Here is a 13,882-nt window from a genome sequence, read left to right on the forward strand (position 1 = left end):
AACGCCGTTATAAATTAAAGGAGATGGAATGAAACTAATAATATTTTTACTCCTTTTCTTAAGTTCCTTAATTTACTCCCAAAGCCTTTGGGAAAGTACATCCTTCCCAGATTCGATTCCAGTTTTAAGTCTGGCATTTGATAGTAGCTCAAATATTATTTATGCTGGAACAAATACTCACGGTATTTACAAGAGCACTAACGATGGTATGACGTGGATAGAAATTAACAATGGCATTTCGGGCTATAAGATAATCAGAGATTTGCTTGTGATAAATTCTCAAAAAGTATTTGCTGCAACTGAGAACGGACTGTATAAATCAACTAACCAAGGTGTGCTTTGGGAGTCAATAAATGTCGGAACTAACGCTTTTGGATATTTAACAACTTCTCCTAAAGGTGATATTTTTACCGGAACTTGGGGTGGAATTTACAGATCAACAGATGAAGGTGAAAATTGGGAAAAAATATTTAACACTGGGCAAGATTTAGTTCAATCTATAAGTTTCGATTCCAAATGCACTATTTATTCTCATATAAGTGGTGATATTTATAGATCATTTGATTATGGTCTGTCCTGGCAACGAATTGGTGATTTAAGAACCGGATCAACTCATCATTCCATCAATTCCGGAGTAGTCACAAATAATGATAATATTTTATTTGGAACTTATGATGGAGGTATATTTTTTTCATCTGACTACGGTAGCACATTCGAACCCAAAAACACTGGTCTAAATTATCTTGGCATTTCCGAATTACTTGTTGATGAAGGTGATCATATATCTGTAATAACCTTCCCTAAGGGCTATTATACCTCAATAGATGAAGCAGACAAATGGAATTCTTTTGGTGATGGATTGGGAAATGATGAACCTATGACCTTGACAACCGACTCAAAAGGTTATTTTTATTTAGGTAGTTATTATGGTGGTATTTATCGTAGTAAGTTTACACTATTTCGGTTTTTACCTAAGGAAAGAACAAAGAAATATTATAAGCACCCAAATACTGTCACTATGGATTCGATATTAATAAAAAAATAAAAGTGATAGCGTCCTTATCGTTTCAGATGTTTCTTTAAGTAATACAGTATTTCAATTGCAATCACAAAATTTTTCGATAAATCAGGATGATAGCATATATTTTGTTTACTCATATAATCCGATACAAACCGGTGTGGATATCGGGAAAATTACATTTTATAATAATTCAATTATTGATTCCGAGACCGTTTTGTTAAAAGGTTACGCGGGTATACCTGTTATCCAGATTCCTTTTCAAACGGTTTCATTCTGGGAAGTTGAATTGGGAATTACAAAAGATACCACGTTAACAGTAAGGAATTTGGGTGTTGATACACTATTTATAGACTCAATAAGAACAAGCAATTCAGTTTTCAACTATAATTATGAAAACAATTTTATATCCCCTTGGGATTCTCTGTCTTTACATTTGTCTTTTACCCCAACTTCATTAGCATATTATGAAGCTAAGTTGATTTTGTTTACAAATAATTACTCTTCTCCTGACTCACTAACATTAGAAGGATATGGCGTACGTCCAGTTGGGATTTCTGAAGAAATAAACTGGTTTTCATCTTTTGAATTATTCCAAAACTATCCTAATCCATTTAATCCCGTGACAACAATAAGCTTTAATATTTTAAGAGAATCAGAAGTACTTCTAGAAGTCTATAATGCTTTAGGTAAAAGAGTCGCTAAATTAGTTGATTCAAAACTTCGATCTGGCAATTACAAAATAGTTTTTGATGGGTCTATATTATCAAGCGGTGTTTATTTCTATAAATTAAAAGCTGAAGAATTTGTTTCGACAAAAAAATTTGTTTTAATAAAATAGGGTTTAATTTATAACCAGCCAATCAACCCGACCGCCTTTTCGCACCCGGCAGTTTTTAAGTTATTGGTTTGGTTGTTCCGTTACAAGTTTGTTGTTCTAAGTAGTTCTATTAATTAACATTGTTGCAAACTGCACTTGCAAAGAAAGATAAGTGCAGTTTGCTAAATCTTTGGCTTTGTCTTTTTAATCTGCATTGCTGTTTGGGGCGGCGGGTTATCGGCAACGTCGTTATACAACTAAATAAATATGAAACATTATTTAACTATTTCTGCAATACTTTTATTAGGAATTTTTCTATCTTGTTCTACTTCTGAAACTGTGACTAAAAATAATCCAATGATTTTGGATGAACTTCCAAGTCTTAGCAATCTATTTCATCCTAGAGGTGTTCCTGACTTTTCATTATTGATTTCTTCCTCTCAATTTTCTAATGCCTATTCAGTCAATTGTAAAAATATAAATTATTATGTAGCAGTTAATGACTTCAAAAAAGTCATCTATATTTCGACTGATGATGAATCTTTTGTCACATCAGAGAAATTAAATATTAATAGCACTCTCTCAGATGTTAGAAACATTACTGACAATGATATTTCTATTGAAAAGGGATGGGCGTTCTTCATTCCACTCGAAAGCGGATGGAATATAACCAGCGCCTCAACCCGACCGCCGTTTTAGTTCGGCGGATTTGTGATTTTTGAAATTGTATTTTAGTTATAGTTTGTTGTTCTAAGTGTTCGTTCTAATTAATTAACTTGCCTTCGGTTTGTACTGAACAAGTTACAAACCTACGGCTAAATATTTATCAGTTGTGCTTTACTCGGCTTCCCTGTTATGGGCGGCGGGTTAGGCGCAACGTCGTTATACAACTAAAATAGTAATTTTTATCTCAAAGATATTTTATGAATCATAAGTGGATTTTTCATATAATTCTATTTCTTACTTTTCTATTAAAAAATATTTTTTCACAAGTAAATGTCCCTTACTCGCTTGATTGCGAAAAATCTATTGAATTCTTGCAAAAGAATTGTTATTACTGTGGGGAAAGATATGATGGTGGAAGATGTTTTGTAGAGAAGTTCAATTATCTTGGTGAAGCAAAAGACAAGCAATACTATTATGGTGTTTATAAACTTGATGATAGAGATTTTCCACAATTATATAAACTACACTGGCAAAAGTTTTTTATAATTTATGAGGGAGATAAAAACCAATCAAATTTAAAACCTATTCATTTCACTAAGTCTAAATGGGAAGACGACGTTAGTCATTACGATTGCGAAATGGCAGAAACAAAGTATGGAACAATAATACATATTCATCTGGTTGATCAAGCACCAGGATTAGATGAAGGAGAATATATTATCAATCGAAAAGGTAAATGGGAAAGAGTAAGAGTTCCAGATTGGTACTGTGCTTCGGAAGGATTATTACCGGAGGGTTATTATTTAGATTATTATACATCAGATAATTATATAAAAATTGACTTGAAAACTTTTACTATAAAATTTCCGGTCGTAGAAGAATTTAGACGCGATAAAATTATCGGGTCTACTTATTTTAAGCTAGTTGTAGAAAAAAGTAGATTTAAAATCATTAAATCTGAGTACGTACCTAATTCACAAATCCATAGATCAGAATCCGATGCTGTGATGGATACTTTTTCTTATTGCGAAAAAACAATAAAATATTTGCAGAACAACTGTTATGCTTGCGATGATAGTTTAAAAGATGTTGACTGTAAAATTAAGGAATTCAAATATGTAGGAATTGTGAACGGCAAGCAATATTACTTTGGCTTATATGCACATAAGGATGATTATAATGGACAATATTATAATAAATATTTCATTATCTATGAGGGAAAGAAAAATAGAAATTATCTCAAACCAATACATTTTTTCTATCCTAAAGATTTTATTGAATTTTATGATGTCGATATGACGAATACTAAATATGGATTAATAATCCATATTTATGTTTCTGATGGAAATGGTGGTGATGATAATGGTGAATATATTCTCTATAGAAAAGGCAGATGGAAAAAATTAAAAATACCCAATTGGGATTGTGTCTATGAATGGGTTAAACCTGAAGATTATTGGTTCTGCAGAGGAAGAACGATTGATCTAAAAAATATGACAATTACATTGCCAGTATATTCACACGATGATGCTTGTTGCTGTCCAACAAAAGGAATTGTAAAATCTAAATTAACTATTGATGATAGTGGATTTAAAATTTTGAGTAGTAAATATTATCCGGATTTAGAAGAATAATATTATTAAAATGTTGTATAACCAGCGCCTCAACGCCGACCGCCATTTTAGTTCGGCGGTTTTGTGATTTTTGAAATTGTGTTTTAGTTATAGATTTTGTTCAAAGTGTTCTTACTTAATTAATTAAACTTACAAACTGCACTTGCGAAAGCAAGTTAAGTGCAGTTTGTTTAATCATCGGCATTGTGTTTTAGTTTGTCGCTCTTGTTATGGGCGGCGGGTTAGGCGCAAAGCCGTTATATTGCTTAAATCATAAATGAAAAAAGTAATAAAAATATCGATTTTGTTTTTTTTTATTTTATGGTTGATCCCCGTAATAAAGAATATTTATCTATACTTTAATTATAATCATTTCAATAATGCTCTTTTGAAGGTTAAAGATGATAATCCAATGACAATTGGTAAGTGGGAAGGGAAATATGATCCGCTCATTGATTCTTTTGATACAAGGCAAATCTTAACGATATATCATTATAAAGATTCTACTGGATTATTTGTAATAAAAGAACTTCCATATAGAATTAATAAATCGATAGCAGAATTATACTCTTGGACTTCTTTATTGCCTTTCGATGATAAAAGGGCAAACTTTTATAAATATAAAATAAACGTTAAGAAAGATTATTTTTATTACATCATTAAAATAAAATCAGATTACGGCATTATCCATCAAGACACTATTTACAATGTTTATAAAATTTCTAATGACTCACTTTACATTAATCATATAGAATTAGATGATATCGAAAAATTACCAAATACTAAATTAAGTTACTCTTATTTTGATAAACTCAATGAATTTGATTTATGGGATTGGAATTATATAAATCCTTTTATGGAGTATAAAAATTTGTTTAAAGAAATATTCTAGGAAACAATGCAATATAACCAGCGCCTCAACGCCGACCGCCATTTTAGTTCGGTGATTTTATAATTTTTGGCGTTTTATTTTTGTTAAAGATTTTGTTCTAAGTGTTCGTTCTAATTAATTAACTTGCCTTCGGTGCGTATGAAAACAAGTTACGCACCTACGGCTAAATATTTATCAGTTGTGTTTTACTTGGCTTCCTTGTTCGGGGCGGCGGGTTAGGCGCAAAGCCGTTAGGCACTCAGTTAAATAACACAATACATAACAATTAAAAAATATTTAAGATGAAGAAACTGATATTATTTTTATTTTTTATTACAATTATTATTTATCCTCAGGCTAATTATTGGCAGCAGTATGGCGGGCCCACTGGAGAATTAGTATATTCATTTGCTGTAGATTCAAGTGGAATTATTTATGCTTCAGGTACTACTAGTTTTATAAAATCACCTGATGGAGGGTTCAACTGGATAAATGTTTCAGAGAAATCTAAGTTAAATTCATTATTTGTATATAATGATAATCTTATGTTTGGCTCAGACAATTATTCTCTTCTTAAATCATCGGATAAAGGGGTCACCTGGACACAGACTAGTTTGAACACAAGTATTACCGATATCACTGTGAATTCAAATCTTCAACTTTTTGCTGCTTCAAATGAGAATGGACTTTATCGATCTATTGATAACGGTTTAAATTGGGAAAGATTGAGTGGAGGCCTAACATCCGGTAGATACAGTAGTATTATTGTTCATCCAAATGGATACATTTTTGCCGGTTCTCTTACTTTACTTGAAGGGGTTTTCCGTTCAACTAACAACGGAAATACTTGGACTCAAGTTTCTAACGGACTACCTCAAGATCCATTATCATATCTTTATGTAACAGATATTACCATTGCTTCTGATAGTTCTATAGTATTAACAACAGCTTTTAATGGAATATTCAGATCTACAGATTATGGAAATAATTGGATTAATGTCTTGAGTGGAAGTTTTACATCATTGTCTTCAAATGGCAATCAAATCTATGCATCGTGTTATGATGATACAAATTTAAGGGGATGGATTTATCGATCAGATGATAATGGACAAAGCTGGGTATTAACTGGATGGAAATTTACAAGGGTGAAAAATATTTTGTTGAGGAATGGCGTTGTTATAGCTTCAAGTGATCAGGGTGTTGGGATTTCGACCGACAACGGCTCAAGTTGGACTTTTAAAAATTTTGGAACCGATTATCAAATTGTAAATTCATTAGAATACGATTTTTACGGTAAACTATTTGCTGTTGTAAATGCAGGGATCTATAATCCAACCGATGATGGAAAAAATTGGTACCCATTTTATCCCTCTACAAACAATTATTATGTAAAAGATTTTGAAAAATTGAGAACAGGTATAATGTTTATGGGAACAAGAACTTCAAGTGGAGGAATAATAGGTGCAGTTTTTCGTTCTCCAAATGGACAGTCGTGGACGAAAATATTAGATGCTGAAGTATGGTTTTTAGAGAATGAAAATGACAGTATAATTTATATTGGTACTGAAATGCATCAAGGTTTATATAGGTACCATGTAAAACAAAACATATTACAGCACCTATTAGGTTCTGTATCGGTTTTTTCCTTTACATCTAAGGCAGGGGGAATATTGCTTGCCGGTTCAGGCCAGTACGAGGGAACAATGTATCGCTCAACAGACAATGGGGGCACTTGGGTAGAATCAGCAAATGGTCTTGGCCCAGTTTCTATAACTTCAATGGTTACAACCTCACAAGGATATATCGTGGCGGCCAGTTATGGTTCCAGCACAACTGGGTATGGAATTTATATTTCTTCAGATAATGGTGTTAACTGGAATCATACATCTATTACGGAAGGTAATTTTAATGTGCTCTTTATAAATAGTAACGGGGAAATATTTGCTGGAGGAGAAAAAGGGAAACTTTTAAAGTCAACTGATGAAGGAAATACCTGGAGTGACATTAGTTCTGGTCTTCCTTTTGATAGAATATTATGTCTAGCCCAGAATCCAAGTGGATATTTGCTTGCAGGAACGGCGGACAACGGTATTTATATAACTTCAGAACCCACAGGAGTTTCTTTTGATAATAAGGTGGCGAATTTTTCTCTGAGTCAGAATTATCCAAATCCTTTTAATCCAACAACTAAAATCAATTATGAGATTCCAGAACGATGTACAGTTCAATTAAAAATTTTTAATTTACTTGGTCAAGAGATTAAATCGTTAGTAAGTGAGGAACAATTTGCAGGCAAGTATGAAATAGAATTTGATGGTGGCAATCTTTCAAGTGGTGTTTATTTTTACAAAATGAGCGCTGGGGATTTTTCTGAGACTAAAAAATTTATCATCCTAAGATAAGGAAAGTGCCTAACCAGCGCCTCAACGCCGACCGCCTTTTTAGTTCGGCGGATTTATAATTTTTGGCGTTTTATTTTTGTTAAAGATTTTGTTCAAAGTGTTCGTTCTAATTAATTAACTTGCCTTCGGTTTGTACTGAACAAGTTACAAACCTACGGCTAAATATTTGGCAATGCGTTTTAGTTTGTCGTTCTTGTTCTGGGCGGCGGGTTAGGCGCAAGGCCGTTATATGCTTTATCTTTTGGTGAAATAATGGAAACATTTAAAGAAAAATTCTTTTTGTATTCTTTCTATTTTGCTTTAGTTGTCGTTTCGATTATCCCTAGCCTTTTCAAAACTCTTTTTGTTCATCATTCCGGAAAGTTTGAAGCTATTGGAATCGGTTGGGCTTTAATTATAATTATTGCAATTTATAAAAAATGGCAACATACAAAGCTTTTATTCAATATTGTTTTTATTGGCACTTTGCTATTTGAAGTTTTAATATTCTCTTTGTCAAAAGAACCATATTTATTGCGTTACGCTTTTTTAATGTTAGCCCAAATAGGCTTACTAATTATTTTTAATTATTCAAACATAATTCAAAATCGTATTCACAAGTTTAGCATATAACCAGCGCCTCAACGCCGACCGCCTTTTTAGTTCGGCGGATTAATTATTTTAGAGGTGTAGTTTTAGTTATAGATTTTGTTCTAAGTGTTCGTTTTAATTAATTAACTTGCCTTCGGTGCGTACTGAGAAAGTTACGCACCTACGGCTAAATATTTATCAGTTGTGCTTTACTCGGCTTCCTTGTTCTGGGCGGCGGGTTAGGCGCAAGGCCGTTAGGTGCTAATAAAATAATAGTGGAGTATTTTATGAAAAAACTTTCCTTATCGTCTATTATCATTTTAGTCTTTTTGTATGGTTGTGGATCCACCAAATCTAGTTTGCTTAACAGTGATCCTTCTTTTAACTCTAATGACTTTTATAGTAGTTCAATTACAATATATTCTCCATTATCTGTCTCAATTTCCAATAACAAGTATGCTGATTACAAAGAAGAAGATGCTAAATACGAAATCACAAATATGTTAAAAGAAAGTATTGAAAAAGTTTCACCGCGAACAAATGTAATTATTGGGAAAGAATCAGTTCCTAGTTATTTCAGAGGAGTTTTAATTAATAAAGAAGCCGGAACACAGTTCTTAAAAAATACAAAAACCAAATATCTTGTATTTGTTCAACAGGTTTTAGTCGGAGAAGATTCTAAGATGCAATCAATAAATACTACTACTGGTGTGCCATTTTCATATTCACAAAGTGAAACCAAGACTACAATGTATTTTGATATTTGGAACAAGGATGTTGGAGCAGCAGTTTTTTCTCTTGAAGTGAAAGCAGCCATTAATGATGGGTTATTAGTTAATAGTTTAAACTCTTCATTTTCAAATGCAGTGGATGAATTTATTAGTAATATCAATAAGAAATAATCAATAATATTTAAGCGCACCTAACCAGCGCCTCAACGCCGACTCCCGAAGGGACAGGCGCCATTTTAGTTCGGCGGATTTGAGATTTTTGAAATTGTGTTTTAGTTAAAGTTTGTTGTTCTAAGTGTTCTTACTTAATTAATTAAGGCTTGCCTTCGGTGCTTTGCTGACGCAAGATAAGCACCTACGGCTTAATCATCGGCAATTGTGTTTTACTCGGCTTCCTTGTTATGGGCGGCGGGTTAGGCGCAAGGCCGTTAGGTGCTAAAAATATTTTGTTGAAAAACATATGAGTATTAAGTAATATTAAATTACAATCTACAAAACAGGAATACTAAAATTGAATATTAATGCCCAAACTGAATACAGTAGAAAATTAATCCGCTATGGAATAATATTATTTTTTCTAGGATTAATTACTGGATTTATAATTCCGATATTAGAAAATCCCCGAATGGCTTTATCAAGTCATCTTGAAGCCACAATGAACGGAATGCTATTAATTATTTTTGGATTAATTTGGCCAAAATTAAACCTTACAAATAAATTATCAAAAATATGTTTCAGCCTTGCAATATTTGGAACATTTACTAATTGGATTACAACACTGTTAGCAAGCATATGGGGAGCTGGGTCTGAAATGATGCCAATTGCTGGTGGCAACTTACAAGGAACAACTTTGCAAGAAATTATTATTAAGACTGGATTAGTATCATTATCATTCTCAATGGTATCAGTTTGTTTAGTACTTTTATGGGGTCTTAGAGATAAATATCAAAAGGCAAATTAAATTATTCTATCAAAAACAATTTTCAATAAAATATATGCGTATAACAAGCAAATCAACTTGACCGCCGAACTCAGTCGGGTGAATTTGTAAAATTTGGCATCGAAAGTTTAACTTTAGTTTTTGTTAAAAGGTAACAATATTCCAAAAGTTAAGTCGCAGTTTTTGCCGATGGCAAATTAAAAACTGCTATGGTAATTTTATTATTCGTTATTTTATAAAATTGTAATTTGGGGCGGCGGGTTATGCGCAAAGCCGTTATATTGCTGAAAGATTAAAGAAGTGTTTTATAATTTCTTGCTCCGTGTAATATTCTGTGGATAAGGATTGTTCTTTCTTCAACCGTATAGAAAATAATATAATTTTGAACAATTATATATCTGTAACCAAGTTGTCTAATTTCTTCATCTCTTGGAATCCTTCCCAATCTTGGATTATCAGATAATAATTCTAAGTTCTTTTCAATTTTGTTTGCAAGTGAATTGGCGGCATTGACATTATCGGCTGCTATAAATGAAATGATTTCGGTGAAATCTTCTTCAGCTATTTTGAGAAGTCTAACTTGATATTTAGTTACTGACATTTACTTGACTTCCGAATATTTGTCATAACTTGCTTTAAAGTTGCTCCTTTATCGCCATGAGCTTTTTGATTTTGAGCGACAGAAAGTTTGGAAAGCAAATCAAGTTTTAATTGAAGATTTGAATAATGAGACATTGACATAACGACCAAATCACCTTCACCATTTTTAGTTATGTAAATTGGCTCATTGGAATTATGCGCTAATTCAGAAATTTCATTTGATTTATTTCTTAAATCAGATATTGGTTTTATTATTGGCATTTTGGCTCCTTTGTTTTTATCAAAATTATATCATTATTATGATAATTGCAAGAGAAATGTTAATCGCAATATAACCAGCGCCTCAACGCTGACTCCCGAAGGGACAAGCGCCATTTTAGTTGGGTGTATTTTAGGACGTGAGATAGGGATTATAATTTTATTGGTGTTTTAAGTGTTACTCAATAAATAGCTTTTTATTTTTACAAAAACATTATCTCACGTCCTGAAGATTTTTGAAATTGTGTTTTTGTGATTTTGCCTGCCTGCCGGCAGGCAGGTTCTAAGTGTTCTTACTTAATTAATTGACTTGTCTTCGGTGCGTATGAAAACAAGTTACGCACCTACGGCTTAATCTTTTGCGTTTCGTTTTAGCTCGGCTTCCTTGTTATGGGCGGCGGGTAGACGCAACGCCGTTATTTGCTTTGTATCAAAGTATGTATAATCAAAATATAATAGATTTTATATAATTTCTTTAAAGATTTCTGTTAACGTGGCTATTCAACTAGAAGACAGATGTATTTATATTAGACATTAAAAAAGGATCCTATTATGGTTTCAAGTATTCAAAAAGAAAAAGCCGAATTGTTCTTGAAATTTCATCAAGACAAAGAAATTCTGGTTCTATTAAACTCGTGGGACATCGGAAGTTCCAAATTAATAGAAGCATGTGGCTATAAAGCAATCGCAACAACAAGTATGGGAATAGCTGCCTCATTAGGTTATCCTGACTGCCAGATAATAACATTGTCAGAAATGATTGAATCTATAACGGGGATCGTAAATGGAGTACAAGTTCCGGTTACTGTAGACATAGAATCCGGATATGGAAATAATATAAATGAAATAATTGATTCTGTTAAAAAGATAATTGCAACAGGAATAGTTGGAATAAACATTGAAGATAGTGTTGATTTAAGTCCAGAATTAATTGACGAGATAGAATTTTGTGAAAGAATATCAGCTATTCGGGCATTGTCAGATTCACTGCGCTTTCATTTAGTAATTAATGCAAGAACGGATTCATTTTATACTTCGTCAGGTTCGACACGAGAAAAATTATCTGAATCAATTAAGCGCGGCAATAAATACCGGGAAGCTGGTGCAGACTGCATATTTGTACAACCCGTATGGGAAAAAGAAACGATTTCAACATTGGTTAAGGAAATTAATGCTCCAATAAATATTCTTTCAAACCCTACGATTGGGACAGGATTACCATTATCAGTTAGTGAACTGCAGGATTTAGGTGTGGCCCGCTTAAGCCTGGGTTCAGGTTTAATGAAAGCTACTTTAGCCTTAATTAAAAAAGTTGCTGATGAACTATCAGAAAAGGGAACATACAATATTTTATTAGATACTTTAACACCGTTTCCCGAAGCCGCGATGGCATATAAAATGGCAATAGGGTTGAACAAATAAAGAATAACCTCTAAGATTGACTATGAGTAATTGTTGTTATTCCTCACTCTGAAAATTCTATAGGAATTTTTAAGTTGGTGTGTACTTTTAAAGTTGAGAGTAGTTTGTTTATTCTTTGGCATTTACATTTTACTCGACTCTCTTGTTCTGGGCGGCGGGTTAGGCGCAACGTCGTTAGGTGATATTAAATCTTGGGAAGGGCTATTGGTAATAATATGAAATATTTTGTTCCATATGTATTTGCTTACTTACTTACAAAAGCAATCTATTGGCTATTTAATTTCTATCCATTTCAAGAATATTCCCCTTTTGTTGGACTTCTGATCGATTTATCAATTTGGATGGTTTTAAGCTATATAGCTCTATTTTTATTTGATAAAATTTTTAAACCAAAAGAAGTTGTAAAACAATAGGTTACAATTTATTATTAAATGCATTTAATAATAAGCCCCCTAACCAGCGTCTCAACGCCGAAAGCATTTTAGCACTTGGCGTTTTGTAATGATAAAGTTGTATTCCCAATCCCTTTTTATATATCTCACTTCTTAATTTCTTCACATCTTTTATTAAATTATACCAACCAAAAACTAATTATTACTAAATGGAATATTCTATAATTCTTCTTTTGCTTTTGTTAAACGGATTATTTGCAATGTCCGAAATTGCACTTGTTTCATCAAAACGAGCCAGACTTGAGGAGAAAGCTAAAAAAGGAAGCACAGGAGCCAAAACTGCTCTTAAACTTTTAGATGAGCCGGAAAAATTTCTTTCTACAGTTCAGATTGGAATTACGCTTGTAGGAATTATTGCCGGTGCTTTTGGCGGATTAACTTTGGCAAACGATCTTGTACCCACTTTGGAAAATATTAGTTGGCTAGCACCTTATGCCAAGCAAGCGGCGATTGCAATTGTAGTTACCATCATAACTTATTTTTCTTTAGTGATTGGGGAACTTGTTCCGAAAACAATTGCGTTTAATAACCCCGAAGCTATTACAATTACTCTTGCACCGTTTATGAAATTTCTTTCGTGGTTTACAACTCCTGTTGTTGCATTTTTAAGTTTTTCCACAAAAGTTTTCTTAAAAATTTTAATGATAAAACCCAAAGATGAAACTCCGGTTACTGAAGATGAATTAAAAATTTTAATTGAAAAAGGTACACAATTTGGTACTCTTGAACATCGTGAATCAGAATTGCTGAAAAGAATTTTTAGATTTGGTGATAGAAAAGCTTATTCGATTATGACCAACCGGCAGGATGTTATTCTAATTGACGTTACAGAAGCCCCCGAAAAAATAGCAAATCGTATTTATGAAAATACTTTTTCAAGATATCCGGTTTACGATGGCGAACAGGAAAACATTATTGGAATTTTTACCATTAAAGATTTTTTTCACAAGCTTAATACCGATAAAAATTTCTCTATCCGGGATATTCTGACTCAACCATTATTTATACCAGATAATATTACAGGAATAACTGTATTTGAAAAATTCCGGGACAACAAAACTTATGTTGCAGTTGTAATTGATGAGCACGGCTCTTTTGAAGGAATAATTACTTTGCACGATCTCATAGAAAATATTTTTGGCGATTTACCGGATGTGAATGAAAAAGAAGATCCTGAAATCTTTAAACGTGAGGATGGATCTATGCTGATTGACGGAAGTATTCTATTGGATGAGTTAAAAGAAAAACTTCAGATAAATTTTGATGAAAATGCTGATTACACAACTCTTGGCGGATTTATGATGTACAATCTAAACAGGATTCCAAAAGTTGGGGATAAAATTATATATGAAAACTACACACTGGAAATTGTTGATATGGATGGTAACAGAGTGGATAAAGTACTTGTCAGCACTAAAAATCAGACCCATTGATTTTTTTGGCAAAATTGGTACCTGTAACTAAACCATTTTCTGGTTGAAAATTTTTCAATTATACAATAGATTTTTTTATTCAAAAT

The 13,882-nt window shown here is 32.7% G+C and carries 14 protein-coding genes; 12 read left to right on the plus strand and 2 right to left on the minus strand.

Annotation, left to right across the window (positions count from 1 at the left end):
• The first annotated feature begins 28 nt into the window (after positions 1–28).
• From IPJ23_06055 to IPJ23_06095, 9 genes are all read left to right on the plus strand, one after another.
• Positions 29–1,045 carry a hypothetical protein gene (locus IPJ23_06055; GenBank protein MBK7630246.1) on the plus strand — a complete coding sequence of 339 codons (1,017 nt, stop codon included), beginning with the start codon at positions 29–31 and terminating at the stop codon, positions 1,043–1,045.
• Positions 1,046–1,100: 55 nt separating this feature from the next.
• A complete protein-coding gene (locus tag IPJ23_06060) occupies positions 1,101–1,859 on the plus strand; it encodes a T9SS type A sorting domain-containing protein (protein MBK7630247.1) in 759 nt (252 codons plus the stop codon).
• Positions 1,860–2,105: 246 nt separating this feature from the next.
• On the plus strand, positions 2,106–2,537 hold the full coding sequence (locus tag IPJ23_06065; GenBank protein ID MBK7630248.1) for a hypothetical protein: 432 nt from the start codon (positions 2,106–2,108) through the stop codon (positions 2,535–2,537).
• 224 nt (positions 2,538–2,761) lie between these two features.
• Positions 2,762–4,138: a hypothetical protein gene (locus IPJ23_06070; GenBank protein MBK7630249.1), complete on the plus strand. Its 1,377-nt coding sequence runs from the start codon at positions 2,762–2,764 to the stop codon at positions 4,136–4,138.
• Positions 4,139–4,394: 256 nt separating this feature from the next.
• Positions 4,395–5,009, plus strand: a complete 615-nt coding sequence (locus IPJ23_06075; protein MBK7630250.1) for a hypothetical protein — start codon at positions 4,395–4,397, stop codon at positions 5,007–5,009.
• 524 nt (positions 5,010–5,533) lie between these two features.
• Positions 5,534–7,390, plus strand: a complete 1,857-nt coding sequence (locus IPJ23_06080) for a T9SS type A sorting domain-containing protein (GenBank protein MBK7630251.1) — start codon at positions 5,534–5,536, stop codon at positions 7,388–7,390.
• A 252-nt stretch (positions 7,391–7,642) separates the two neighbouring features.
• On the plus strand, positions 7,643–8,002 hold the full coding sequence (locus tag IPJ23_06085; GenBank protein ID MBK7630252.1) for a hypothetical protein: 360 nt from the start codon (positions 7,643–7,645) through the stop codon (positions 8,000–8,002).
• A gap of 245 nt (positions 8,003–8,247) precedes the next feature.
• Positions 8,248–8,862, plus strand: coding sequence for a hypothetical protein (locus IPJ23_06090; GenBank protein MBK7630253.1), 615 nt, complete (start codon positions 8,248–8,250; stop codon positions 8,860–8,862).
• Positions 8,863–9,202: 340 nt separating this feature from the next.
• Entirely contained in the window at positions 9,203–9,652 is a 450-nt protein-coding gene (locus IPJ23_06095; GenBank protein MBK7630254.1) for a hydrogenase, read from the plus strand.
• 271 nt (positions 9,653–9,923) lie between these two features.
• On the opposite strand, the gene IPJ23_06100 is transcribed toward IPJ23_06095, so the two are convergent.
• Positions 9,924–10,232 (minus strand): type II toxin-antitoxin system RelE/ParE family toxin, encoded by a 309-nt coding sequence (locus tag IPJ23_06100; GenBank protein MBK7630255.1) that lies wholly within the window; start codon positions 10,230–10,232, stop codon positions 9,924–9,926.
• Positions 10,223–10,492 carry a type II toxin-antitoxin system Phd/YefM family antitoxin gene (locus IPJ23_06105; GenBank protein MBK7630256.1) on the minus strand — a complete coding sequence of 90 codons (270 nt, stop codon included), beginning with the start codon at positions 10,490–10,492 and terminating at the stop codon, positions 10,223–10,225. Before IPJ23_06105 ends, IPJ23_06100 begins: the two co-directional genes overlap by 10 nt.
• Positions 10,493–11,041: 549 nt before the next feature.
• Here IPJ23_06105 and IPJ23_06110 point away from each other — a divergent pair.
• The 3 genes from IPJ23_06110 to IPJ23_06120 all read left to right on the plus strand — a co-directional run bounded on the left by IPJ23_06110 (position 11,042) and on the right by IPJ23_06120 (position 13,796).
• Positions 11,042–11,911, plus strand: a complete 870-nt coding sequence (locus tag IPJ23_06110) for an isocitrate lyase/phosphoenolpyruvate mutase family protein (protein ID MBK7630257.1) — start codon at positions 11,042–11,044, stop codon at positions 11,909–11,911.
• A gap of 215 nt (positions 11,912–12,126) precedes the next feature.
• Entirely contained in the window at positions 12,127–12,324 is a 198-nt protein-coding gene (locus IPJ23_06115) for a hypothetical protein (GenBank protein MBK7630258.1), read from the plus strand.
• Between the two features lie 188 nt (positions 12,325–12,512).
• Positions 12,513–13,796: an HlyC/CorC family transporter gene (locus tag IPJ23_06120; protein MBK7630259.1), complete on the plus strand. Its 1,284-nt coding sequence runs from the start codon at positions 12,513–12,515 to the stop codon at positions 13,794–13,796.
• Positions 13,797–13,882 lie beyond the last annotated feature (86 nt).

The organism is Ignavibacteriales bacterium, from assembly GCA_016709765.1.
In the GTDB taxonomy this organism is placed as follows: Bacteria; Bacteroidota; Ignavibacteria; order Ignavibacteriales; family Ignavibacteriaceae; genus IGN3.